General features: G+C 38.6%; 24 protein-coding genes and 1 riboswitch. Of the genes, 19 read left to right on the top strand and 5 right to left on the bottom strand.

The annotated features are described in order from the left end of the window. Positions 1-381 precede the first annotated feature (381 nt). The gene (locus tag A5N88_RS05035) at positions 382-882 is read left to right on the top strand and encodes a GNAT family N-acetyltransferase (protein WP_066263802.1); all 501 of its coding nucleotides are present in this window, start codon (positions 382-384) and stop codon (positions 880-882) included. A 407-nt stretch (positions 883-1289) separates the two neighbouring features. Here the strand turns inward: A5N88_RS05035 and A5N88_RS05030 are convergent, their stop codons facing one another. Together A5N88_RS05030 and A5N88_RS05025 are read right to left on the bottom strand one after the other, a co-directional pair. Then, positions 1290-1709, bottom strand: a complete 420-nt coding sequence (locus A5N88_RS05030) for a carboxymuconolactone decarboxylase family protein (RefSeq protein WP_066263799.1) — start codon at positions 1707-1709, stop codon at positions 1290-1292. A 177-nt stretch (positions 1710-1886) separates the two neighbouring features. After that, positions 1887-2765: a LysR family transcriptional regulator gene (locus tag A5N88_RS05025; RefSeq protein ID WP_066263796.1), complete on the bottom strand. Its 879-nt coding sequence runs from the start codon at positions 2763-2765 to the stop codon at positions 1887-1889. Positions 2766-2885: 120 nt separating this feature from the next. Between A5N88_RS05025 and A5N88_RS05020 the strand changes: the two genes are divergently transcribed. The 5 genes from A5N88_RS05020 to pepF all read left to right on the top strand — a co-directional run bounded on the left by A5N88_RS05020 (position 2886) and on the right by pepF (position 9749). Next, positions 2886-3671: a 3-hydroxybutyrate dehydrogenase gene (locus A5N88_RS05020; RefSeq protein ID WP_066263793.1), complete on the top strand. Its 786-nt coding sequence runs from the start codon at positions 2886-2888 to the stop codon at positions 3669-3671. Positions 3672-3814: 143 nt separating this feature from the next. Continuing rightward, on the top strand, positions 3815-5539 hold the full coding sequence (poxB, locus tag A5N88_RS05015; protein WP_066263789.1) for a ubiquinone-dependent pyruvate dehydrogenase: 1725 nt from the start codon (positions 3815-3817) through the stop codon (positions 5537-5539). Between the two features lie 646 nt (positions 5540-6185). Beyond that, entirely contained in the window at positions 6186-6953 is a 768-nt protein-coding gene (locus A5N88_RS05010) for a nucleotidyltransferase domain-containing protein (protein ID WP_066263787.1), read from the top strand. Positions 6954-7035: 82 nt separating this feature from the next. Next, positions 7036-7848 (top strand): GNAT family N-acetyltransferase, encoded by an 813-nt coding sequence (locus A5N88_RS05005; protein ID WP_066263785.1) that lies wholly within the window; start codon positions 7036-7038, stop codon positions 7846-7848. Positions 7849-7961: 113 nt separating this feature from the next. Continuing rightward, positions 7962-9749 carry an oligoendopeptidase F gene (gene pepF, locus A5N88_RS05000; RefSeq protein WP_066263783.1) on the top strand — a complete coding sequence of 596 codons (1788 nt, stop codon included), beginning with the start codon at positions 7962-7964 and terminating at the stop codon, positions 9747-9749. 205 nt (positions 9750-9954) lie between these two features. Here pepF and A5N88_RS04995 read toward each other — a convergent pair whose 3' ends face one another. Then, a complete protein-coding gene (locus A5N88_RS04995; protein WP_066263781.1) occupies positions 9955-10398 on the bottom strand; it encodes an isochorismatase family protein in 444 nt (147 codons plus the stop codon). Between the two features lie 628 nt (positions 10399-11026). On the opposite strand from A5N88_RS04995, the gene mbcS reads away from it, so the two are divergent. The 7 genes from mbcS (at position 11027) to A5N88_RS04960 (ending at position 18497) form a co-directional block, all read left to right on the top strand. Further along, positions 11027-12595 (top strand): acyl-CoA synthetase MbcS, encoded by a 1569-nt coding sequence (gene mbcS / locus A5N88_RS04990; RefSeq protein WP_066263780.1) that lies wholly within the window; start codon positions 11027-11029, stop codon positions 12593-12595. Positions 12596-12837: 242 nt separating this feature from the next. Next, positions 12838-13593 (top strand): DUF2087 domain-containing protein, encoded by a 756-nt coding sequence (locus A5N88_RS04985; RefSeq protein WP_066263777.1) that lies wholly within the window; start codon positions 12838-12840, stop codon positions 13591-13593. A gap of 16 nt (positions 13594-13609) precedes the next feature. Then, positions 13610-13948 carry a GIY-YIG nuclease family protein gene (locus tag A5N88_RS04980; protein ID WP_066263775.1) on the top strand — a complete coding sequence of 113 codons (339 nt, stop codon included), beginning with the start codon at positions 13610-13612 and terminating at the stop codon, positions 13946-13948. Between the two features lie 337 nt (positions 13949-14285). Continuing rightward, a riboswitch (PreQ1 riboswitch) is annotated at positions 14286-14328 on the top strand. Positions 14329-14378: 50 nt separating this feature from the next. Further along, the gene (gene queC, locus A5N88_RS04975) at positions 14379-15038 is read left to right on the top strand and encodes a 7-cyano-7-deazaguanine synthase QueC (protein ID WP_066263772.1); all 660 of its coding nucleotides are present in this window, start codon (positions 14379-14381) and stop codon (positions 15036-15038) included. A gap of 1 nt (position 15039) precedes the next feature. Beyond that, positions 15040-15522: a 6-carboxytetrahydropterin synthase QueD gene (queD, locus tag A5N88_RS04970; RefSeq protein WP_066263770.1), complete on the top strand. Its 483-nt coding sequence runs from the start codon at positions 15040-15042 to the stop codon at positions 15520-15522. Further along, a complete protein-coding gene (gene queE, locus A5N88_RS04965) occupies positions 15515-16246 on the top strand; it encodes a 7-carboxy-7-deazaguanine synthase QueE (protein WP_232317526.1) in 732 nt (243 codons plus the stop codon). The genes queD and queE overlap by 8 nt, the downstream gene beginning before the upstream one ends. Positions 16247-16715: 469 nt before the next feature. After that, the gene (locus tag A5N88_RS04960; RefSeq protein WP_412733851.1) at positions 16716-18497 is read left to right on the top strand and encodes an ABC transporter ATP-binding protein; all 1782 of its coding nucleotides are present in this window, start codon (positions 16716-16718) and stop codon (positions 18495-18497) included. Between the two features lie 503 nt (positions 18498-19000). Here A5N88_RS04960 and A5N88_RS24110 read toward each other — a convergent pair. Beyond that, entirely contained in the window at positions 19001-19495 is a 495-nt protein-coding gene (locus tag A5N88_RS24110; protein ID WP_083953028.1) for a DUF4367 domain-containing protein, read from the bottom strand. A 275-nt stretch (positions 19496-19770) separates the two neighbouring features. Between A5N88_RS24110 and A5N88_RS04945 the strand changes: the two genes are divergently transcribed. The 4 genes from A5N88_RS04945 (at position 19771) to A5N88_RS04930 (ending at position 22931) form a co-directional block, all read left to right on the top strand. Beyond that, positions 19771-20538: a DUF2161 domain-containing phosphodiesterase gene (locus A5N88_RS04945; RefSeq protein ID WP_066263759.1), complete on the top strand. Its 768-nt coding sequence runs from the start codon at positions 19771-19773 to the stop codon at positions 20536-20538. 154 nt (positions 20539-20692) lie between these two features. Beyond that, positions 20693-21019, top strand: coding sequence for a bacillithiol system redox-active protein YtxJ (gene ytxJ, locus A5N88_RS04940; RefSeq protein WP_066263756.1), 327 nt, complete (start codon positions 20693-20695; stop codon positions 21017-21019). Between the two features lie 96 nt (positions 21020-21115). Next, positions 21116-21922, top strand: coding sequence for an SPL family radical SAM protein (locus A5N88_RS04935; RefSeq protein WP_066270257.1), 807 nt, complete (start codon positions 21116-21118; stop codon positions 21920-21922). 190 nt (positions 21923-22112) lie between these two features. After that, positions 22113-22931 (top strand): STAS domain-containing protein, encoded by an 819-nt coding sequence (locus tag A5N88_RS04930; protein ID WP_066263755.1) that lies wholly within the window; start codon positions 22113-22115, stop codon positions 22929-22931. Between the two features lie 136 nt (positions 22932-23067). On the opposite strand, the gene A5N88_RS04925 is transcribed toward A5N88_RS04930, so the two are convergent. Then, the gene (locus A5N88_RS04925) at positions 23068-23859 is read right to left on the bottom strand and encodes an HAD family hydrolase (protein ID WP_066263754.1); all 792 of its coding nucleotides are present in this window, start codon (positions 23857-23859) and stop codon (positions 23068-23070) included. A gap of 277 nt (positions 23860-24136) precedes the next feature. Between A5N88_RS04925 and A5N88_RS04920 the strand changes: the two genes are divergently transcribed. Together A5N88_RS04920 and A5N88_RS04915 are read left to right on the top strand one after the other, a co-directional pair. Continuing rightward, positions 24137-24535 carry a DoxX family protein gene (locus A5N88_RS04920; protein WP_066263752.1) on the top strand — a complete coding sequence of 133 codons (399 nt, stop codon included), beginning with the start codon at positions 24137-24139 and terminating at the stop codon, positions 24533-24535. Between the two features lie 71 nt (positions 24536-24606). Next, on the top strand, positions 24607-25584 hold the full coding sequence (locus tag A5N88_RS04915; RefSeq protein ID WP_066263749.1) for a ring-cleaving dioxygenase: 978 nt from the start codon (positions 24607-24609) through the stop codon (positions 25582-25584). Positions 25585-26035 lie beyond the last annotated feature (451 nt).

Raw genomic sequence — 26035 nt, 5'->3', positions numbered from 1 at the left:
AGGCACAAAATTTCTTTGTTGGCTCTAAAGCAGGGAATAAACATTTTGGCAAAAAGGAAAAGGCTTATTTAAAGCTTTATGTGATGGATTCATACAAGAGTCATGCAGAAGACAAGCAACATGCAGCAAGCTCTCGAGGGAAATCAGCTCGAGAAGAACCTGCGAAAAGCCAGAACCTTGATTGTAAACAAATTGCAGGAAGATTAGAGCTCAGCCAATGTCTCATTGAAAGCCCAAATATGATTTGAATGGATAAAAAAACAATGATCAACATAGAAATTTTAACAGAATAAAAACGTTTTTTCATGAAGGGAAATAGAATAGGGACATGGAATATGAATGTTAGAGGTTTATTTCCACTGGATTCCATAGGAGGTACATATGCCAATTATTGAGACGGATCGATTAAAGATGATTGATTTCTTGCCTGAATACGCTTATGCTGCAGTGGAAGGAAGGGAGCATCTCGAGAAGATTTTTCCGTATGGAATCTCTCGGCAATGGCCAAATCCCGACTATGCAGATATTCTTCCATTTATTGCAAGAAGCTTGGAGGAAAAACCGGAAAGGTCTAAATGGAGCGGGTTAATAATCCATAAAGAAGATGGCCTTTTGATAGGAGAGATGGGATGTAAAGGCGGTCCCAATAAAAAAGGAGTTGTCGATATTGGCTATGGTATCGTTCCTGATTATCAGAACAAGGGCTATACCACTGAAATGGTAAAGGCTCTCGTTTCATGGCTGTTTACCCTTCCTGGCATTAAAATGGTGACAGCCGATTGCCTTCATACGAATGAGGGGTCAAAACGGGTTCTTGAAAAGTCAGGCTTTAAAAACTATAAAAAGGGTAAAGAATTACTTTATTGGCGCATGGTTAAGTAGCAGAATTCCTTATTTCTTATCTTATATTGAGCGGGAAAGGTGAGCATAAGAAAATCCGCACAGATACTGTGCGGATTTTCTTGATAAATGTAGACAGTGTAGTCTCTGTCTAGCTCCAGCGCCTATCGGCTAGCGAATTTCTCCGTCTTCTCCCTGCGATAAGTCAACATCAGCTCGTCCCTCGCTGTGTTTCCTTTATCTCAGTCAAAGACTCTGAAATTCGTACGCCGATGAACAAGTCGCTTTCGCTTTTCTCTGTCTAGCTCCAGCGCCTATCGGCTAGCGAATTTCTCCGTCTTCTCCCTGCGATAAGTCAACATCAGCTCGTCCCTCGCTGTGTTTCCTTTACCTCAGTCGAAGACTCTGAAATTCGTACGCCGATGAACAAGTCGCTTTCGCTTTTCTAATTACTGTGCCACTTTGATTGGGGTTACTTGTACATCACGCTGGCTGAAAACCCTTTTGGCTACTGTAAGAGCATTCAATACACGAGGGAAACCAGTATAAGGAATCAATTGAATAATTGCTTCCACAATTTCCTCAGGTGTGAGGCCTGATGTAAGAGCTGTATTAATATGCAATTCCATTTGGGGCTCGGTTCCTTGTGTAATAAGTGAAGAAATAGTCACAAGCGCTCTCTGCTGATTACTTAAACCTGGGCGTGAGTAAATGTCTCCATATCCGAATTCAATAATATATTTGCCAACATCTGGAGCAATATCCTCCAGATTTTCTGATATTTTTAAATGTGTGGAGATTTCTTTGTTTGAAGTTAATGTGAACTCCATTAATTTGTCTAAGCCTTGCTGTAAACGATCTTTTTTCATTTTAAAAGCCTCCTGAAATAATAAATCCAACACATTTACTGTACCTCTTTATTTTTCATTCGTAAAATACATATATTTCATCGTTTTTATGCATTTTTTTCATAGTAATAAATTTAATAAAAAGGCCATATCGGAGGAGTCGATTTTGCCTTGATCCTTCAATATGTCCAACTGTCATTATATAGATTGTGCTTGTAAATATTCGATAAAAGCTTTTGTTGCGAATGACATATATTTTCCTTTTTTTAATATGATGCCGATATTCCAAGGGATTGAAGGTGAAATAGGCACTGCCTTTATTGATTCTTCATTTATCTTGCGCATGATGGATTCTGGGAAAAACGTTATCCCCAGATTATGTTCTACCATATCACTTATAAAATCCCATTGAGAGCTTTCATACGCTACCTTTGGTGAAAATCCGGCATCCTTGCATTCCTGAATTATTCGATCATGCAAAGTGAAGTCCTCACTGAATAAGATCATCGGTTCGTCCTTAACATTCTCCAATGAAAGAGCAGGCTGATCTGCTAAGGCATGCGATGAACTCATATAAAGCATTAATTCTTCACTGGCAAAGGGGATAATGTCAAATTCCTCTTCGTCAACAGGCATCATCACAACTCCCAAATCAATTTCTCCGTCCTCAGTCCTTTGCCTTACTTTATTTGCCCCTTGTTCAATTAACTCTATCGTAATGTCGGGATATAAATCCTGAAACCCTTTAATGATTTTAGGGAAAAAAAGTATGCCAATAAGAGGGGGAAGCCCTATTTTTATTTTTCCTTTTTTTAAATGGACCATATCATATAAATGATTCGAAAGGTCATTTAAAATTTCCATTACTTTTTTTCCTTGATGGAGTACAATTTCCCCTGCATCGGTTAGTTCAATTTGTTTAGCGGATCGATCTAAAATTTGAACCTCTAGCTCATCTTCGAGGCTTTTTACCATCTTGCTCAAGGTAGGCTGGGATAAATGAAGAGTGTGAGATGCTTTAGTAAAGCTTTTTTGCTTGGCGACTTCAATAAAATAGCTAAGCTGCCGAATATCCATGCTATTCCTTCTTCCTATTACTATTTCTTATTGATGTTATAATTTTAATTCATTTTACCTATAGTGTAAGAAGTTGTAAACTATTGTAGTCAGAAACATTTCTTTTGGAGGTCGGGAATTATGGATAAAATGCTTAATCAAAAGGTTGCACTTATTACTGGGGCAGCAAGTGGAATAGGCCTTGAAGTTGCAAGAGAATTTGCCAAGGAAGGCGCGAAAGTCGTCATTTCCGACTTAAATGAAGAAGCTGCAAAAACAGCAGCAAAACAATTACAGGAGCAGGGCTTTGATGCTTTGGCTGCCGCATGTGATGTTACCAAGGAAGAAGAAATGGAACGAAGCATTAATCTTACAGTTGAGAAATATGGACGGATTGATATTTTGATAAACAATGCAGGTCTTCAGCATGTATCGGAAATTGAAAACTTCCCTACAGAAAAATTTGAATTTATGATTAAGGTTATGCTGACTGCTCCTTTTATCGCCACTAAACACGTTTTTCCATTAATGAAAAAGCAAGGCTTTGGCCGTATCATTAATATGGCATCCATTAATGGTGTCATTGGTTTTGCCGGAAAAGCGGCATATAACAGTGCAAAGCATGGTGTGATCGGACTTACCAAGGTATCCGCTTTGGAAGGGGCAGCACATGGCATTACGGTAAATGCATTGTGCCCAGGTTATGTGGATACACCGCTTGTTCAAAATCAGTTAAAGGATATTGCTGAAACAAGAAAAGTTCCACTTGAAAACGTAATGGAAGAAGTCATTTACCCTCTTGTTCCGCAAAAGCGATTATTAACTGTTCAGGAAATTGCTGATTATGCAGTCTTTTTAGCAAGTGAGAAAGCGAAAGGCGTAACAGGACAAGCTGTCATTATGGATGGTGGATATACTGTTCAATAATATAAGTAAGCAGAGCTCTTAACAATATGAGCTCTGCTTTTTTTAATTGCGTATGGTAAGTATACCTCTCCAAAAACTGACAAAGACTACAGGATAGCTATAGTGCAGGAGTTTGCTGAAACTTTGTCTGGAGGAGTGCTTATATGAAAAAAACAATTGCAGATTTATTAGTGGATTCTTTATTAAATGCAGGTGTAAAAAGAATATATGGGATCGTAGGAGATTCGTTGAACGCGGTTCTGGATTCCATCCGTAGATCGGGGAAAATCGAATGGATTTCAGTTCGCCATGAAGAAGTCGCTGCTTTTGCAGCGGGATCTGATGCTATGCTTAGCGGTAGTATTGCCGTATGTGCAGGTTCAAGCGGACCGGGGAATCTTCATCTCATTAATGGGCTATATGATTGCCATCGCAGCCAAATACCCGTTTTGGCTATTGCTGCACATATCCCATCCAATGAAATTGGAGGAGGGTATTTCCAACAAACACGTCCAGAACAAATTTTTAATGAGTGCAGTGTATTTTGCGAAACGGTTACGAGACCTGAACAAATGCCAAGGATGGTAACAATTGCCCTTCAGCATGCAATCTCTAGAAAAGATGTGTCTGTCATTGTCCTTCCGGGAGATGTAGCAGCTCTAACCGACGAAGAAACGGTGCCTGAACAGGTTATGCATATGACAAACCCTATTATTCGTCCTTCACAGGATGAATTGGAAAAAATCGCTGAATACCTTAATGAAGGAAAAAAGATTACGCTGTTATGCGGGGCAGGCTGTGAAGGCGCTCATTCGGACCTTATGCAGCTTTGCGAGCAACTGCAGTCTCCAATGGTTATTGCTTTAAGAGGAAAAGAACACTTGGAATATGACAATCCATATTCGGTTGGGCTGACAGGATTAATTGGATATTCTTCCGGGTATCATGCAATGATGGATTGTGATGTGCTTTTAATGCTAGGCACAGATTTTCCCTATCGGCAATTTTTCCCCAAAAAAGCCATTATCCTTCAGGTGGATATTCGGGCAGAACATCTTGGCAGAAGGGCAGCTCTAACGATGGGGGTGTGCGGGGATGTGAAAGAAACCATCCGGGCCTTACTGCCGCTTTTAACAGAAAAGCATGGATCTCATCATTTAAAGAAATATGTTTCCGATTATCAAGATGTTCGAAAAGGTCTTGATAAGCTGGCAGTCGGAAAGCCGGGCAAGCTGCCCATTCATCCTCAGTATTTGACAAAAATGGTTAGTGAGCTTGCAAATGAGGATGCTGTTTTTACCTGCGATGTAGGGACACCTACCCTGTGGGCTGCGCGTTATCTTGAAATGAATGGGAAAAGACGGCTTCTGGGTTCGTTTAACCATGGAACCATGGCAAATGCAACTCCTCAAGCTATTGGAGCACACTATGCAAAGCCAGACACACAGATTGTGGCACTTGCGGGCGACGGAGGCCTTTCGATGCTGATGGGAGACCTTTTGACAATTCATCAGCACAAGCTTCCGATCAAAGTGATTGTGTTTAATAATAGCGCCCTTAGCTTTGTGGAATTGGAAATGAAGGCAGCCGGATACTTGGAAACAGGAACACAGCTTGATAACCCTAACTTCGCTGCTATGGCAGAGGCAATCGGCATCAAGGGAATCCGAGTAGAAGATCCCGGCGACCTGGAGAAAGGGCTAAAAGAGGCTTTTAGCCACAATGGCCCAGCTATTGTGGATGTTCTTGTCAATCGGCAGGAGCTCTCGCTTCCTCCAAAAATTAACTTTGAGCAGGCTCATGGTTTCACTCTTTGGATGTTGAAGGCAGTTTTAAATGGCCATGGAAATGAATTGGTGGAATTAGCCAAAACAAACCTGTTTCGGTAAGCCTTTTTTTGCCATAGAATGTTGTTTAGGCACAATGGACCTATCCTTATTTAAACAGTCCATTTGCGACTTTTCATCCATTACCTAATAAACATACTGACCCTGATGCTTTATCTGTTGTCGAGACAAAAAGGTCTTGGGTTAAAATGATTCTTCGGTAAAAGTATTTACCTCTTAAGAGATCCTGGCCAGTGGTCAGGATTTTTTGGCGTAGAAAATTTCCTCGCTGTGTTTCGTTTGTTTCAGTCGAGGACAATGAATTTTTCAAGTTGTCTATTTGGGTTTGGAGCTCTGGAGCAAAGAGGTGGATTTAAAATGTCGTTGGATTTGGATAAAAGCATAAAAATGACAATTAAAGCTTTTCTTATCGGGATGGAAATTATAGGTGATAAGTAGTCTTTAACTGGATTTTTTGATTCATAATTTTCATGAACGCAGGTAAATCAAAAAGTCGGCTCTTTGACCGGCTTTTTTAATATGTATGGGAAATATTAGTTTATATTAAAAAGTGTGCTAATTCGTTGTATGCAGGTTGTTTAAACTTGTATAGATTTTCTTGAGAAAAGAGAATTATTTACCATAAAAAACAAGGATTTTACTTTCTTCAGGCGAACTACCCTTATTATAAGGTAAAAGGGGTGATACGATGGAGCTAAAAAGAAATCCTGCAGTGAAAGCTGCTAAACAATTTATCCAAAAATATTTTCCGGAATGTGAAGGAGCCCTCTTGGCGGGAAGTGTTGTAAGAGGGGAAAGAACACCTAAGTCTGATCTCGATATGATTGTATTTATAAAAGATTTAAAATCTGCTTACCGGGAATCGCTGATTGATTTTAATTGGCCGATTGAGGTCTTCGTTCACAGTTTAACATCCTATCAGCATTTTATTGAAAAGGATTGTAAAGAAGCCAAACCTTCGATGGCCAGAATGATTTCTGAAGGGATTATTATCGCTGATAACGGTAAAATGAAAACCATTAAACGCGAAGCAAGAGAACGTTTAGAACAAGGGCCAGAACCGTGGACTGATGAAATCATCGCCCTTAAGCGTTATTTTATAACGGATGCATTGGATGATTTTTTAGGGAGCACTAATAGGGGAGAAGAACTGATGATTGCCGGCGCCCTTGCTCAGCAAATACATGAATTTGTCTTGAGAACAAACGGATTTTGGATTGGCTCTTCTAAATGGATTATTCGGTCTTTACGACAATACAATTCTTCATTTGCAGATGAATTTGTCGATGCTTTCGATGAATTTTATCAGACAGGAAAAAAGGAGCCAGTTTCGCGTTTGGCTGACAAAGTCCTTTCTCCTTATGGCGGACGTTTGTTTGAGGGATTCTCGCTTGGGAAAGAGACATGTAAAAGTGAAAAAACAGAAGAGCAAGAAACAGTACCAGCAAGATTGTAAAACCTTGTGAAACGGCATTTCATTAAATGGACAACAACCATAATCCATTTCCAAACCTAGTAGACATTCGGAGGCATTCAAGATGCTTGAAACATTCATGGCACAGGATGAAGTTTTAAATAAAGCCCCATTTCTAATAGATGAAGTACAGTATAACCTGATTCATAGAATCAGTGAATCGCAGAACTCACTTTCGTTTAAATCCTCTGACGGCAGATCAATATTGGTTCAAACTCCAGGTTTTAACCCCTGGCTTTGGATATCGAGAGAAGTTAAAGAAATGGAGAGAGAAAAACAACTAACCCTTTTTATAGAGAAGCTAAATGATCATTTTGTTCCGGGCATATCGGGGGCCCCCATTGTGGCTGAAGCTTTTGCAAGGAGTTTTGTCTCGATTCATCAAACAAAAAGCTATTATATCTCGATGGTGATGGAGGCATATTATTGCCCTTCCTTAAGCTATCCCAGTGGTGTGGAAGGTCAGGTTCAACAAGCTAATTCCTCTCATGTTCCTGCTGTTGCTAATTTTTTTGCGGGTTTTTACAAAGATGCGTTCGGGGATCCTGTAGAGCCTGCGAGCCAAATAAAGACCGCAGAAAAGTTGATTCGTGAAGGCGGCTGCTTCCTATGGACAATTGGAGATATGCCTGTTTCAATGGCAATTATCGCTCATCGTTCCCCTCGGCACGGGCGGATTAATAGCGTCTATACACCTGATCAGTTTCGTAAAAAAGGCTACGCTAGTGCATTGGTAGCTCATATTTGTGCAGACCTGATGGGAGAAGGGATAATTCCGATGCTTTATGCTGATATAAAAAATCCATCAGCAAACAAGATATATAAAAGGCTGGGATTCAAGGAAAGCGGAAAAATTGCTGATATCCGTTTTCAGTGATTGGCATCCTTCAAGATGAGCAGGAAAAGCAAAAAAGCATTGTATAACTGCTCCTCATCTCTCATAGCGTATAATAAGGTTGTGTCTTATTTTGCAGGGAAAGGAAGTAAAGAATGAAACACTATCAAAGCCGAGAGGAAATACCTGTTTCAGAAAAATGGGATCTGACAGATATCTTTTCCGCTGTAAAAGAGTGGGAGAATTCATGCAGGAAGCTAGAAAAACTGATTCAGGATATAGGCCGCTATAACGGCAATATTCATGATGCAAAGGACTTACTTGACTATCTTAAGTTGGATGAAAAAATTTCAACAGAATACAATTTGGTATACGTATATGCCATGCTGAGCGGAGATTTGGATACCCGTGATACCAAATCACAATCATTATTGGACCGCGCTTCTCAATTGGGAGTAAAGATAAAAGCGGCAACATCTTTCTTTATGCCTTATCTTTTAAGTATTAAAGAGGATGTCCTGAAATCCTATATTGAAGAAACGGAAGGATTGCGTTATTTTGAAAAAGACCTCATGGATTCGTATCGCTTCAAGGATCATGTTCTGAGCAAGGATCAAGAGGAAGTTCTGTCACAGCTTGGTGAAGCCCTGTCTGCTCCAAGCAAGACTTACGGAATGCTGAATAACGCGGATATTAAATTCGGGGAGGTAACCCTTGAAAACGGTGAAAAAACTGAATTGACAAGAGGGATGTTTTCCAAGCTTATTGAAGATGAAAATAGAGAAGTGAGGAAAGAAGCATATAAAGCTTATTATAAGCCATATCTGCAATTAAAGAATTCGATTGCCTCTACACTTTCTTCTTCCATTAAGAATAATGTTACACTGTCTAAATTAAGAAACTATCCTTCAGCACTGGAAAAATCATTATTTAATGATAAAGTACCCGAGGATGTTTATAATAATCTTATCGAAACCACTAAAAAAAATGTGGGCCTATTACATAGATATAATGAAGTTCGCAAAGAAAAATTGGAGCTTACGGAACTAAGGCAGTATGATCTAAGCGTCAACTTGGTAAGGGATGTAAAAAAAGAAATATCCTATAACGAAGCCTATGATATTATGATGAAAGCCTTGGCCCCTCTTGGAGAGGAATATCTAAATATTCTGGGCTCCTTTAAAGAAAAGAGGTACGTCGATGTCAGGGAAACGCCAGGAAAGAGATCGGGCGCTTACAATTTGGGCGTTTATGGGGTACATCCTTTCGTTCTTTTGAACCATCACGATGATCTCGACAGCCTGTTTACCCTTGCACATGAAATGGGCCATGCGATGCACAGCTATTTTTCACATTTGCATCAGCCAAGGATTTCAGCCTATTACACTATTTTTGTGGCTGAAGTGGCTTCAACTGTCAATGAAGTACTGCTCATTCATTATTTATTAAACGAAGCCGCTGATGCGGACTTGAAAAAACACTTAATTAATCACTTTATTGATAAATTTAAAGGTACGTTCTTCACTCAGGTCATGTTTGCAGAGTTTGAAAAAATCACCCATGAAATGGCTGAAAAAGGAATGCCGTTAAACTTAGAAGCTTTTAATGATGTATACGAGAAATTGTTTAGTGAGTACAATGGCGAGGTGCTGCAATTAGATGAGGAAGTGAAATATGGCTGGTCAAGAATACCTCACTTCTATCGCCCTTTCTATGTGTATAAATATGCTACCGGGTTTGCTTCAGCCATCCAAATTGCAGAAAAACTACTGGACGGAGATCGTCTCATGCAAAAATCCTACTCGGAATTTTTAAAGAGTGGCAGCTCCGATTATCCGCTAGAGCTGCTTAGGAAAACGGGTGTCGATTTAACTAAGCCGGAGCCAATAGAACAGGCACTCAGCCAATTTAAGTCACTTCTTGATGACTTTGCAAAGCAGTGATAAAAATGGGGTCGTTTCTTTAGTACAGAAGACGAACTCAATTTAAACTGAATCTATACAATTAAAAGGATAATGAGTCGATTCAAAATCGAGACATTATCCTTTTTCATTAAAACGCATATTTTCATTATCAAATCAATCCGTTTAAACCCTTAGGATGAATAAGTACCCGTAGGACTACTCAAATTAACCACAATGGGTGTCGTTATCCAATATCCTCCTGTTCGCTGAAGTCTAGAAAGTCCAGGCCCTTCATCTCATAGGTATCGTAATCTTCTAACTGGCTAAAACCGCTTTCACAATACGTTATATTATATCCTTTATCCTTCGCTGAAGATGCAATATAACGGCAGCAGGAATTTTTATTATTACCGATTAAATATAGGTGATTGACATTTAGCGTTTCTAATAAGGCTGACAAGTCTGCATTAAAATAACAGCTTGGCGTTTTCTGGTTTAAAACATAATCGGCTTCATTTAAAAGCGAGCTGCACCTACTAAAGGAGGATGGAGCAGGTTTTATATGACTTAAAAAAATAATAGGCTTACTGGAATTTTTGAAATCGTTTACAATTTGGCGGATACGGTTTAGTTTTTCCTTTTCCTCTATAAAATCTTCTGTAATATCAATCAGCAACACAGCTTCCATTTTAGCACCTGCCTATATTTGTGCCTTTTCATTATGCAAAAGGATTTTTTATTTTGTATATATTATATCAAATTTTATGTGTGAATTGTGAATTATTGAATTATAAAGTGTTTTTAGAAAAAAATTTATACATAAGCTTAAAAACTTTAAATCAAGGATGACTTTTAGTACAATAAAAATATTGTTGCTTTTTCTGAGCCTTTCTTTTTGCTTCAGTTAACATTGAATGTAATTTAACATTAGGCTTTTGCTTAACCATGGATATTGCTATAAACGTCCTGCTGGTTGATTTACGCTACAGGCACTCGCTTTCCGCGGGCGGTAGTGGAGCCTCCTCGTCGCAAGCTCCTGCGAGGACTCCCCTTACACGCTTTTCCCGCAGGAGTCTCGTGCCTTTCGCTTCAATCAACATTGAGTTCAAATTACATCAGGAGTCTCGTGCCTTTCGCTTCAATCAACATTGAGTTCAAATTACATCGGGCTTATACTTTAACATGGATCTTGCTCTATATCATTCTGCTGGTTAATTTACTCTGCAGGACTCTCTTTCTGCGGCCGGCTATTTGTATCATGATTTATTTGATTAAAAAATTATTATAAAAACTATATATAAGAAAGAGGATAAAAATTGGATATACAATCGCTTATTGCACCGGAACATTATAATATAGCTCAAGAAATAGAGACCCATTTTTCGGATAAAAAGGCTTTAATTCTTAGAGATGAAGAAGGAAATCAAAAGACGGTTACATATGCTGAACTTATTCGATACGCTAATAAGCTGGCCAATGCTTTTTCAAAGCTCGGCATCCAAAAGGGCGATCGAGTGTTAATCATGACCACCAAGATTTTTGAATCCTACTCAATCTATTTAGCGTGCTTAAAGTCTGGCATTATAATGATTCCATGCTCAGAAATGCTAAGAGCAAAAGACCTCGTATATAGGGTAAACCATTCAAAAGCAAAGGCTGTGATTGTTTATCATGCCTTTGTAAATGAATTTAATAAAATGGAGACATCTCCTTCCCTTCAATATAAAATTGCGTTCGGCAAAGAAGTAGAAGGCTGGCTTTCAATGGAAAAAATGGCGCTTCCAGAGTCAGATGAGTTTAAGATAACTGCCACTCAAAAGGATGACTATGCATTATTTTCATATACATCAGGTACTACCGGACAGCCTAAAGCCGTCGTTCACAGCCATGGATGGGGATATGCCCATATTCGCAGTGCTGCTTCATTATGGCTGAATATTGGCAAGGAGGATATTGTGTGGGCCACAGCTGCGCCTGGCTGGCAAAAATGGGTATGGACCCCATTTTTATCTATCCTTGGTTCTGGTGCCACTGGATTTGTTTACAATGGAAGGTTCAATCCGGAAAAATATCTGGAGCTTTTGGAAGAGCAGAAGATAAATGTCTTGTGCTGCACACCAACGGAATACAGGATGATGGCGAAGCTCGACGATCTTTCTCGTTATAATCTTTCTCATTTGCACAGTGCGGTATCTGCAGGTGAGGCACTGAATAGGGAAGTGATTGATGTCTTTAAAAATCAATTCAATTTCATCATTCGTGATGGTTATGGTCAGACGGAAAGTACGTTGTTAATCGGAAATCTTAAAGGCATGGAGCTTAGACTTGGTTCTATGGGAAAAGCCATTATCCCAGGAACCGTTCAGATAGTTGATAATGAAGGAAACCCTGTAAAAAGTGGAGTTGTTGGCAATATAGCTGTCAGAAGAGATTTTCCTGCCTTATTTAAGCTTTATTACAAGGACGCTGAAAAAACAGCGAAAGCGATGAGGGGAGAATTTTACTTAACGGGGGACCGTGCTTCTCAGGATGAGGATGGATATTTCTGGTTCCAAGGAAGAAGTGATGATGTTATCATCAGCTCTGGCTATACGATTGGACCTTTTGAAGTGGAAGATGCGCTAATGAAGCATCCATCTGTTAAGGAATGTGCTGTTGTAGCCAGTCCAGATGAAATCCGTGGAAATGTTGTCAAGGCTTTTATCGTTTTAAAGGATGAGAATGAAAGCAGCCAGGAGCTCGTCAAAAGTCTTCAAGCCTTTGTTAAAAGCATGACCGCGCCTTATAAATACCCTCGTTTAATCGATTTTGTCAAGGATCTTCCGAAAACAGACTCAGGAAAAATTCGCAGGGTTGCACTGCGTGAAGCAGAATTAAGAAAATAAATGATAAAGCGAGTGGGCAGACGAATGAAAATTCTGTTCATTCACATAAATAGTGTAAACAAAACGGCTTGGCGCTTTTCTCCAAGCCATTTTGTGTGCTTGTTGTTTGTAATCATCTGAATATTGTAATTAAATGATTTTGTATACAGATATCTTTTTTTATTTCGGTTATTGATTTTTTCTAAACAATAATGTAAATTGTTTGTTATAATTAAGGTATTTTATAGGAGTGTTTATTTTTTATGGATTTAGATCAAACGTTTTGGGAGTCCTCTTTAGAGGATCTTAAAAATGGTTATATAGAGGCAGAAGATGATTATGTCTGCTTGCTGTGCGGTGAAAAAATTGAAAAGGGGTTAGTGTATCCCTATGAGACAAGATGGTATCAGGCAGAAAAATATATGCAAGTCCATATCAGAGCTGCCCATGAATCTGTTTTTCATTATCTTGTCCATCTCGATAAAAAATTAACTGGACTTACAGAACATCAAAATCATCTCTTAAGGCTGTTTTTTGAGGGGAAAAGTGATGCAGAGGTGCAAACAGAGCTTGGAATTGGAAGTGCGTCGACCATCAGAAACCACCGTTTTTCACTGAAGGAAAAAGAGAGGCAGGCTAAAATTTTCCTTACCTTAATGGAGCTATTAAAAGAAAATAATCTTCAAGGGCCAGCCATTCTGCCGTTGCCTAAAACAGCAAAAAACGTAGATGAAAGATTTAACGTTACAGAAACAGAAGCAGAGAAGATCATTCAAAAGTTCTTTCCAAACGGAATCAATGGACTATTAAAAGCTTTTCCGCCAAAAGAAAAGGCCAGATGGGTGGTTCTCAGAGAAATCGTGAAACGATTGGACCCTAAACAAAAATATAACGAAAAAGAACTCAATGAAGTATTAAAATCCGCATTTGATGACTATGTCCTTATCCGGCGTTATCTCATAGAATATGAATTTATTGACCGGAAGCCAGACGGGAGTGCATATTGGGTTAAAAATTGAGAAAGGGGTATAGCAAATGGAACGAAAAAAGGAACTGAAGCAGCAATTTAAAGAGGCCAAGATAGAAGCGGGCGTTTATCAGATTAGAAATCTGGAAAATGATAAAGTATATATTAGCAGCACCCGAAATTTCAAAACACTTACAGGAAAAAAATTCTCCCTTGAAATGGGGACGGAAACCAACAAGGCTTTGCAAAAGGAATGGAACACCTATGGAAAGGAAGCATTTGCTTTTGAAATTTTAGAAACGTTAAAGGACGACAATGGCAATATTGATAAAAAATATGCATTAATAAAGCTTCTTGAAAAATGGATGGATCAAATCAAACCTTTTGGTGAGAAAGGGTACCACTAAATCCCTTAGAAATACAGTACAACATACAGAAAACGATGTTTACAGTCTGCTATACTCTAAAGGGAGATACGATATAAAAAAGAACTTAGTAGGCTGGAAGGTTCTGAACATAGTATGAAGAGTGAGTACCTGCATTGGAATCAACTTACATTGAATATTGTTTAAAGCGAAAGTGACCAGATAACTACAGGAGCAGCTTACTAGTCTCCCGATGTAAGCACAAGTCCAAAATGCAGATAGGGGTAATAGCAATTGTGTATTTTCGGAAAATACTGTCATCTAAACGTTCACCCAAGAGTATGATATAGTATAAAGGGAAAATAAGAAGCCGCAATGGCGGCAAGAGGTTCTAGCTACCCTCTCAAAAAAACTAAGAGAACAGCACTGCTATCTTAGTAGTGCTGTTTTTCTGTTAAAAGGAGTATTTGAAATGAAAAACAAACGAGCGCTAGTCGTTTTTAGCGGCGGGCAGGACAGCACCACATGTTTATTTTGGGCTATGAAAAATTTTGATTATGTTGAAGCAGTAACATTCAACTACAATCAAAGGCATAGTCTTGAAATAGAATGTGCTCAAAATATTGCAAAAGAACTGGGAGTTAAGCATCATATTTTAGATATGTCATTATTAAATCAGCTTGCACCCAGTGCTTTAACCCGCGGGGATATTGAAGTTAAAGATGGTGAAGAAGGGGGACTTCCATCCACTTTTGTACCTGGACGTAATTTATTATTTCTTTCCTTCGCAGGAGTTCTGGCAAGCCAAATCAAGGCTGACCATATCGTAACTGGTGTGTGTGAGACGGATTTCAGCGGCTATCCAGACTGCAGGGATGTGTTTATAAAATCAATGAATGTCACATTAAATCTTGCGATGGACGGGCAATTTGCCATCCATACCCCATTAATGTGGCTGAACAAAGCAGAAACCTGGGAGCTCGCAGACCAACTGGATGCTTTCCAATTTGTTCGTGAAAAAACATTAACCTGCTACAACGGCGTTATTTCCGACGGTTGCGGTGAATGCCCTGCATGCAAGCTTCGCCAAAGAGGGCTTGAAGACTATTTGGCCAGCAGGGGAGGCAAGTAAGATGACTGAGTTTCGCATAGTGGATCACTTGCAAAAATACAACAAAGACATAACAAAAGAGCAGCTGAAGTACCACTCTAAGAGAGTGCTCGTGAGCAAAGAGTTTACTTTTGATGCCTCCCATCATCTACATGAATATGAGGGGAAATGCAAAAACCTTCACGGCCATACCTATAAAGTCATATTTGGGGTGAGCGGCTGTACTGACTATCGGGGATTAGTCATTGATTTTGGTGATATTAAGGATATTTGGAAAAAGGAAATTGAAATTTATCTGGATCATCGATACTTGAATGAAACCCTACCACTCATGAATACTACGGCTGAAAACATGGTCGTTTGGATATTTGAAAAAATGCAGTCTGCACTTCAAGATTATTCAAAATCAACCCCGGAAGCAGATACCCGTCTTGAATTTGTCCGGTTATACGAAACGCCAACAAGCTATGCAGAGGCAAGACGGGAGTGGATGGAGATTGGCTAATAAAATACCAGTACTTGAAATTTTCGGCCCCACTGTTCAAGGTGAAGGTATGGTGATTGGGCAAAAAACGATGTTTATTAGGACTGCAGGGTGTGATTATTCCTGTGCCTGGTGTGATTCAGCATTTACATGGGACGGCTCTGCCAAGGATCAAATTATGATGCTTGAACCGGAGGAAATATGGAAAAGGCTGCAGGAAATTGGAGGAAATCGCTTTTCCTTTGTCACGATCTCTGGAGGAAACCCTGCATTAATTAAGAATTTGGGCGGATTTGTGCAATTAATGAAGGATAACCATATTCAAATGGGGCTCGAGACACAAGGGACGAAATGGCAGGATTGGTTTTTGGATATTGACGACTTAACTATATCCCCTAAACCGCCAAGCTCCAAAATGCAAACAGACTTTGATAAGCTTGATTCTATCTTTCAAAATCTTAATAGACTGAATTTCCGTCACAGAGTCAGCTTAAAGGTTGTTGTTTTTAATCAGGAAGATTATGAGTTTGCTAAAATTGTTCATAAGCGATACCCTGCAGCACCGTTTTTCCTCCAGGTAGGTAATGATGATGTTCATACATTCAATAATGAGTCATTACTGACAAGGCTTTTAGGAAAGTATGAAGACTTAATAGAGCTTGTCGTGGAAGATGCTGAGATGAATAACGTGAAAGTACTACCACAGCTGCATACCCTTATTTGGGGGAATAAAAGGGGAGTATAAGCAGATAAAACAGGCACATGAAACTGTGTCTGTTTTTCTTTGGCTGTTTTCGTATAGTTTGTTTCATTACGTACAAGGCATTATTCCGTATGTTGTCTGTCTTTGTGCATTTTTTTCGTAAGCTATTCACATCTTTTAATACTAAATCATGATTTTAAATCATTTTTTATGTCAATTAGCAACAAAGTTTACGAAAAGAGACACTTCTTTTGATTTTAAAAAGTGAGGATCGGTATGAAAACTTGTGAACTGAGAAAGCGTTTTATGCAAGAGGAGCTGGAGGTGGAATGACGAACTAAACTTCTAGTTATAAGTGACAATCGCTTTTCTTTTGGACAAAACTTTGAAAATCTCGTTCCAGTAAATAATGTGTAGGCAGCACAGCAGTCGTATATAATGAGGTTACATAAAAAAAGTAAGGGGATCTAGGAAGGAAAGTATATAGACGATTTGAGAAAGGATGCTGTCATTGAAAGAGGTTAAGAATAGAAAAATTAAAAACTGGAAACCGTTTATACAGCTGATTAGACAAACCAAACCCTCCCGCAGACTTTTAATTCTGGCTCTTGTTTTAAGTATCAGTACCACATTAGCAGGCCTATTGGTCCCTATTTTCACAAAGAATTTAATTAATCATTTTTCATTCAGCTCCATTGGCAGAGGAGAGATGCTTTTACTTGGAGCTGCTATCATCATTCAGGCCATTTCAAGCGGGGTCAGTATTTACCTATTAAATCAAGCAGGGCAGTCTGTTGTGGCAGGAATAAGAGATCGCCTATGGAAAAAGCTTATTATACTCCCCGTTTCCTTTTATGATGACCATGAAACGGGTGATACCGTAAGCAGAATGACTAATGATACAGGTGTTGTGAGAACTTTAATAACTGATCATTTGTCCAATTTTCTTACGGGTATTATTTCTATTGTGGGCTCTATTGTCGTCATGTTACTGCTTGATTGGAAAATGACACTAGTCATGTTCATCGCCATTCCGCTTTCGTTTGCGTGTATGATGCCTCTCGGTAGAATGATGCACAGAATTTCGAAAGACACGCAGAATGAAACAGCAAGCTTTACCTCCACCTTGAATCAGGTTCTCTCGGAAATCAGGCTGGTAAAATCCTCTAATGCAGAGCCGGCTGAATACCAGAAAGGATTCAACGGTATAACCAAGTTATTTGAATTTGGATTGAAAGAGGCAAGGGTGCAGGCTCTCATTTCGCCTTTAATGTCACTTATCATTATGGCTTTGCTAGTTGTAATTTTAGGGTATGGAGGAATGAGAGTTTCAGAGGGGGCGATTACAGCAGGTGATTTGGTCGCATTTATTTTGTATATGTTCCAAATCATAATGCCACTTGGACAGCTGACAAGCTTTTTTACACAATTTCAAAAAGCAATCGGTGCTACAGAACGGATTATTACTATTTTAAACAAGGAGCCTGAGGAAAAACAGGATGGAAAAGTAGTAGGGCAGATCCAACAGGAGATTATCTTTGATGACATCACTTTTTCGTATAAAAATGGGAAAGAAGTATTGAAAAATATTAGTTTAACGATTCAGCCAGGTGAGGTAACAGCTATAGTGGGTCCTAGCGGAAGCGGTAAAACGACCCTTTTTTCTCTTCTTGAACGTTTTTATAATCCAGTAAAAGGCAGCATCCGTTTAGGCAGGCAGTCCATTCACCAATTTTCATTAAGCTCCTGGAGAAGACAAATTGGCTATGTTCCCCAGGATAGTCCCCTTATTTCAGGGACCATTCGCGATAATATATGTTATGGACTGGAGGGAGATGATGTTACCAGCGAAAAACTGATAGAGGCGGCACGAATGGCTTATGCAGATGATTTTATTCAAGCACTTCCCAAAGGTTTGGATACCGAGGTAGGAGAACGTGGAATTAAATTATCTGGAGGTCAAAGGCAAAGACTGGCGATTGCCAGAGCATTACTTAGAGACCCGAAGATTTTGATGCTTGATGAAGCGACTTCAAGCCTGGACAGCAAGTCTGAGGTTGTTGTTCAAAAAGCTCTGAAGAATCTGATGAACGGAAGAACAACTCTAGTAATTGCCCATCGCCTCTCAACTGTAGTGGATGCTAATATGATTTTCTTTTTTGAAAAAGGAAGGATTACGGGAAAGGGTACACATCAAGAACTCATAAAAACCCACCAGCTATATCGTGAATTTGCAGAGCAGCAGCTCAGAATTCATGAAGGGGCTGAGTATGATAGAAGCCATACAAAATAAAGCCAACAGGAATATACTTTTGTGCTTTAAAGCGCAAAAGTGGTCTGACCCCTTTAGTGGGCTAAAGAGATTATCCATAGAAAAAGGATGTACCCTGTTTATGTGCTTAGGATACATCCTTTTTTGTGATGAAGAAAGAGAGCAGGCGTTTCGATTTACTAGGATTAACAGCTCTTTAAGCAAGGAAATATATCTTCTGTAGTCTCCAATACTATTTTACCAATTCTGCATGGTAAACAAGGTGTACCAGAATCGCATACTCGCATAAGGGAGTGGTGAACTTCCTTATGAATTCGCTTGATACAGCGGATATTTTTTTTTGAAATTTCAAGAAGCCTGCAGCATAAACAGTGAGATTCCATTCTTAATTCATTCCTTTCATCAATTTATCCACATACTATGACGAAATAGAAGGAATGATTGTTTGATTGTCCATTGATATAGTAATGAAATGAAAATAAAGAACTAGCTGATAGACGAATCTATTATGGCGGTCAGCCTTTTTAGTCTGAAAGTGTTTGGCAGGATGCCGCAAGCCTAATTAGCTGTGCCTTTGTAAGCTTTGCGCTAGCCATCTTAATATGAGTTCCATCCTGGTTCCATTCTAGAAGCCCACCGGATACAGATTTGCCGTCTCGGTTCATTTCTCCGGAATTATCCCATTTCATAAAGATGCCTGTTTGTCCGTTAAAATGAACCTCCTCCCCTCCTCTTGGAACAGAAAGGCGGCGATTTTCCTGCTTGCTTTCTTCCATTCCAAGGATTAAGTATCTGAAATTTTTATCCATAAATCTAAAAATGACTTTATGGGTAGAAGGATCTCTGCCATTCGGTACAGCTTGGACATGAACACGCCAATCTTTTTCAACCTTCTTAGGAGCCAGTATGTTAAAATGGATTCTGTTATTCTGTCTGTTTATAATGTCTCCTTTAACATTTAATATAAAAAAACTCGAGCATATAGTGGTAATGAACAAACATTGAACTATTTTTTTCATGTAGCAATCATCTCCTATCGTTTGCAATTCTATAGTAGTTTTTCCAGAAAGATTATATTTATTGGCAGAATTTTTATTAAGGATTTTTTTGTAAACTTTGTTGCTATTTGACATAAAAAAATAAAAAATACAGGCTCTATATTATATTCTTTAAATAGTTAACAAAAAAGATACCGTAAAGATAGGCAGCATACGGATTGATTTTTTGTACAAAAAGAAACGATCTATCCGAAAACAATCTTTATTTTTGACAAAGATTCAGGAGTTGTAATGAAATGGCAGCGAATAAGGTAAAAAGATACGAGGTAGATTTATATAAGCCGATACAACAGCATTTTAAAAAGCTTGGATATGATGTGTACGGTGAAGTGAATGACTGTGATTTAACGGCAGTTAAGGAAAATGAGTTGATTATAGTAGAATTAAAGCTTCATTTAAATATTGAGCTTTTAGTTCAGGCTGCAAAAAGACAGCGCATAACCGATCAAGTCTATATAGCCGTACCTAAACCGTCCTATAATCTCCGGTCAAAAAAGTGGATGGATATTTGCCATTTAATTAAAAGACTGGAGCTTGGACTTATTCTCGTATCTTTTCAAAAGAGCGGAACAACAATGGAAATCAAGCTTCACCCAGGTGAATTTAATCGCAAAAGAAGCCTGCAGCAGGGCAAGAAAAAAAGAATAGCACTGCTGTCTGAAATAAAAGGAAGGCACGGCGATTATAATATAGGAGGAAGCAGCAATACCAAAATCATGACCGCATACAAAGAAGCATGCATTCATATTGCCAGGTGTCTGGAACGATATGGACCATTATCGCCAAAGATTTTAAGGCAAATGGGAACAGGTGACAAGACGTTATCTATATTAAATAAAAATTACTACGGATGGTTTGAAAGGGTTAAAAGGGGTACATATTATCTTACCAAAAAGGGTGAAGTGGAACTCCGTGAATTTGTACAGGTTATTCAATATTTTGATCCAGCCATCGAGGAGGCGGGAGCCAGCCTTGTTTTAGAAGAAAGGCAGAAAGAAGATTAGTTTGATTATTTTTTTGCTTTCGTCCCATTCACTTAGCCTGTTCAGGACGAATGATTGGAATTTCGATTAATTTTTGTGATAAAGTTAAGTAAACGATTAAACGATATTCTTTGTAGAACATAACATTTGGATGGAAAAACAAGGAGGAAGCTATATGTCTTTAAAACATCTTCAGTCAGAAGAAGAGTTGAATGCCTTTGTTCAAGAACCAGGTAAAAAACTGCTTTTTAAGCATAGTACAACATGTCCTATAAGCGCCAATGCTTATAAGGAATTTCAATCGTTTACAGCCAGTAAGGATATTCCTGCTGCGCTTGTTAAAGTGATAGAGGACCGACCTGTTTCAAACAAAATTACAGAAATATTTGGGATTAAGCATGAATCTCCCCAAATTTTTCTTTTAGAAAATGATCGTGTGGAATGGAATGCCTCCCACTGGAATATTACCAAGGATGCAATTGAAAAGGCAGTTGGACAGTAACCTGCACTAAGAGACGAATATTAATATTGTTAAAAAGCTTGCTTATAGTAATTGAAGCAAGCTTTTTGGCATACACGAAGGGGTGAAGGTGTGAATATCAAGGGAATTGTCAGCAAGAGTATCTTGACGAAGGGCACAGGTGTTTTATCCGTATTTACGCATTCATTGAATCCATACAGCGGTTGTGCATTTGGCTGTTCATATTGCTATGTGAGACAGCTTCCGGTAGGGGTGTTTCGTGATGAAGAATGGGGCACGTGGATTGATATAAAGGAAAATGCGAAGGAGCTTTTGGAAAAAGAGCTGGCTAAAGCGCGGAAAAAAGGAGAAGTACGTATTTTTATGAGTTCTTCTACAGATCCCTATCAGCCCATTGAATATAAGAAGCAGCTTACAAGGAGTCTACTGGAAGTTATGGTGAAGAATCCCCCGGATTTTTTATTGGTGCAGACCCGTTCACCCCTTGTTGCAAGAGATATAGATTTATTTAAAAAACTGGGTAGTTCCGTTCGTATCAGTATGACGGTTGAAACGGATATTGATAAAATTCGCAAGTTATTTTCTCCGTCCGCTCCACCCATTCAAGCTCGTTTAAAGGCTCTAAAGACGATTACTGAAGCAGGAATACCCACACAGGCGGCAGTCTCACCTCTGCTTCCGTCGTCCAGTAAATTCCCGAAACGCCTTAGGGATGCTACCAATAGAGCTATCATCGATGATTTTTTCATGGGTGACGGATCAAGGGGTAAACGAACGGAGAGGCTGGGAATCAGAAAAATTTATGAAGACAATGGCCTGGAAAGCTGGTACGGGCCTCATGTATACAGGCATGTTATGCAAAGACTAAAAGAAGAGTTTCCTGCTATAGATACCTTAATAAGTATAAAAGGATTTGAAGAATAAAAGTACTAAAATATTTAGTGTTTCCATTCTAGCATGGGCCTTTTCTGCCTCTTCAAATTAAGGGTTTTTATTTTTAGTAATTTTCGTTAAAATATAGACAGGTAGAAGGCTACTTTTAGCAGATCATTTAGTAAAACAACCAATTATGTACGAAATCATATATAACAACATAGATGGGATAGTGAGAACCATGGATGGATATGTAAAAATATCTGAATATTTTATTAGAAATTCTAAACCATTGGCTAATCAGCTGGTCGAGGATATTATTTTTAAATTCCCTTTTAAAGTCGATAAGGAAGAAATAGACATGGCAAAGATCATGTATGAGGAATTCTTTGAGTTTTTAGGTGAGGCACTTGTGTGCAATGAGGAAACAGACCCTCAGGCACTTATTGAATGGAGCAAAGGAAATGGTGAGCGTGCTGCTTCCTCTCAGGAAAGGATTTCAACTATTTTTGTGAGGTATCCCGATACTAGAATGGTGTTTGCAGATTATATTCTGCAGATTGGGATGGAGTACGAATTAGGGACGAAAGAAATAGTATCAATCATCAAAAAAGTTGACCATATGCTGGACTTGAGCATAAATGAAACGATTTTTGCTTTTGAACGACGAAATGATGAAATATTAAAACAGAATCAGAATGAAATTAATGAACTCTCGACACCAGTCGTACCGATACAAGACGGCATTGCGGTACTTCCTTTGATTGGCGCTATTGATGCGGACCGTTCCCAGCATTTAATGAATAAAGTAGTTCCGAAAATCCCAAGGCTTTCCATAACCTGTTTAATTATTGACTTTTCTGGTATTGTTACCATTGATACGGATATAGCAGGCCATATTTTTAATCTCTATGACGTATTGCGCTTGCTGGGCATTCAGGTCATCATGACTGGAATTCGTTCAGAGCTTGCCGAAAGAGTAGCTCGCGAAGGCATTGATTTCTCATCTTTTAAAACATATGCTACCGTAATGCAGGCCATTGAATCGTTAAAAGAGTAAGCGGGAGAAAAGCTTAACTCAATGCTCATTTGATAGCTGAAATGCGCTAAAGCTAGACATAGACTACATTGATTAAAAATTAATTTCACAAAAAGGACTTCCTGTGTGTAATGAGTCCTTTTTACTTTTTGATGTGTTATTTTACAAGCCCTAACGATTTCAAACCATTATAAATTCCGGAGTCTGTTACATTTGTTGTTCTATGCTTTGCATATTGAAAAAGATCTGGGTGTGCATTCCCCATAGCAAATCCTTCACCAGCGGTCTCCAGCATCTCTTTATCATTCATACCGTCGCCAAAAGCGATGGTAGCTTGAGGAGGAATACCCAGCTGCTTCAAAATTTGCTCAACTGCAAAGCCCTTGTTTACATTATCCCGAATGACATCATAATGTTTTTTTAATCCCTCTACATTTACTTGTGATAAATGTAGATCATAATTTTCTTCATATAATGGGATGCTCTCCTTGTTTACATTTAAAAGAGTGATCCCTAGAATAGAATGCTTCATTTCCTCTTGGAAGCGCGTGTTTTGTTTTAAATGAAATGCACGGATAAACTTTTTTACAGATGCTTCTTCAAAAGGAGCTGTAAATGCATTTTGTTCACTTGTATACAGAACCATTTCCTGATGATGAGCTTTTGCAGTTTTTAAGTAGTCTTCAATTAAGAATGGACTCATATATTCTTTTAGAACATCCTTCCCTTTGTATGTAGCATAAGCACCGTTATAACCAATGTAGGAATGGATGTCGAGCTCCTTTGCAATATCCTGAATTTCATGAAGGGGGCGGCCTGTGGCTAAAAATACTTCGAGACCCTTTTCCTTTACTTGCCTGATCGCATCTTTAGTGGAGGCCTGTATGGTATCATCAGGTGTTAAAGTTGTTCCATCTATGTCTAAAAAAAGTATTTTATAATTTGTCATTTTGAGCATCCATCCTTGTCTTTTATTTCATACTGAAAGTGTACCATATTTTATTCGACTTATTATTTTTAGGGATTTTAAAGTATCCAGACATTTTAAATTGATTAAAAAAAGTCTTTGACAAATACAAAGCATCGTTTTATAATTATCTTGAATTCGAGATAAATAAAATCAAGACAATTACTATTAATTTACTGGTATTAATTATTATTTCATTTTTGCAGTTTTTTTATCTATTTATCTTGAATTCGAGATAAATTTTATGAGGAGGATAAATATGTTAAGTTTAGGACTATTAATTATTCGACTGGTTTTTGGATTGTCATTTGTGGGGCATGGTGCTCAAAAGCTTTTTGGATGGTTTGGCGGTCATGGTGTAAAAGGTACAGGCGGCTGGTTTGAATCAATTGGCATGAAGCCTGGAATTGCGATGGCCATTATAGCTGGATTAATGGAATTAGTAGGAGGATTGCTATTTGCGCTAGGACTGATGACTCCGATTGCTGGCATATTGATTGCCTTAACAATGCTTGCAGCCATTGTTAAGGTTCATGGCCCGAACGGATACTGGTCCACTCAAAATGGTTATGAATACAATCTAGCGGTTTTAGCAGTTGCAATTGGTATTGCAATTACAGGTGCAGGTTCCTTTTCTTTAGATGCTCTCATTTTTTAATTACTGATAACTTTAATCTCAGTATGGTTATACAACCTTTTAACATTTGCAGGAAGGAAGTGGCGAAGAAGATGCACTTACTGGGTTTGCATCATGTCTCTATCTTAACAGGAAAAGCAGAAATGAATTATGATTTCTATACACGAATAATGGGAATGCGTTTGATAAAAAAAGGTGTCAATCAGGATAACACCAGTTCCTATCATTTGTTTTACGGGGATGCGATAGGGAGTCCAGGAACAGAATTGACATTCTTTGATATTCCGCATCTGGGACGTACCTACCCAGGAGTATCTAGTATTTCCTCCACTTCATTGAGAGTAAAAAGCTCAGAATCTCTGTATTTTTGGAAACAAAGGTTCTCAGAAATGGGTGTGAAGCACGAAGAAATAGTCAAAAGAGCCAATAGGGATACGCTAGCTTTTGAGGATATTGAAGGCACCCATTTAATCCTTGTAGCGGAGAATGGGGAAAAAGGAGTTAAGCCGGGAGTTCCCTGGGAACAGTCAGATATTCCAAATGAGCATGCTATCCTAGGCCTTGGGTCGGTTTTATTGACCGTTTCATCAGCAGAACCCACTGCTTATGTACTGACAGAGGTATTGAACTTTCGCCATATAGGAGGTTATCCTTCATTGCTGGGAAAAGGCTTTTCAGATGTAGAGGTATATTCAACCGGAGAGGGAGGCCCTGGTGCAGAAGTGCACATACAGGCAATGCCAGGCTTACCTAAGGAAAGACTTGGCCGCGGCGGCGTGCATCATGTAGCCTTCAGAATTCCAAATGAGGAGCAGTATGACTACTGGGTTGAAAGAATACAGGTTCATCGCTATCCCAATTCTGGCAAAGTGGATCGGTATTATTTTAAAGCCCTGTATTTCAGAGAACCAAACGGTATTTTATTTGAATTATCGACTGACACACCAGGCTTTGATGTGGATGAATCCAGAGAAAGGCTTGGAGAAAACCTGTCACTTCCTCCTTTTCTTGAATCTCAGCGTAAACAAATTGAGGAAAAACTTCGCCCGCTTATACTTGAATCAAAATAACGATCAAAACTGGAACGCATATATGGTGCATAGGGACCATATATGCGTTTTTATATGATTAGCCCCCTTTTTAATCCATTTCAAATAACATTCTTTAATACGTTATGAAAAATATTCCATATAAATTGGTGTAGAGTGAATTTCATAAATATAAACCCTTATGTGCCAAAAACTTTAAGACATCAATAAAGGAATACATCACCAAAACGTCGAATAAGTAGATTTCATATCCGAATTTCACCTTTAAAAGTTAACAAAGTTTTACTGACAATATTATCTAATAAAAGTGGAGGGCCACATGCAAGAGTTAGTAGGTTATTGCAAGTATTGTAAAAGTCCTGTTTATTGTTTGGATGGTTTCTTTAATGGGGTAATTATAGAAAACAAAGAGATCTGTTGTTTTCTATGTCAAGCTAACGAAAATAAAGAGAAAGATGGCAGAAATCTATAA

Source organism: Heyndrickxia acidicola (assembly GCF_001636425.1).
In the GTDB taxonomy this organism is placed as follows: Bacteria; Bacillota; Bacilli; order Bacillales; family Bacillaceae_C; genus Bacillus_AE; species Bacillus_AE acidicola.
This window is presented reverse-complemented; position numbering and strand designations above follow the sequence as displayed.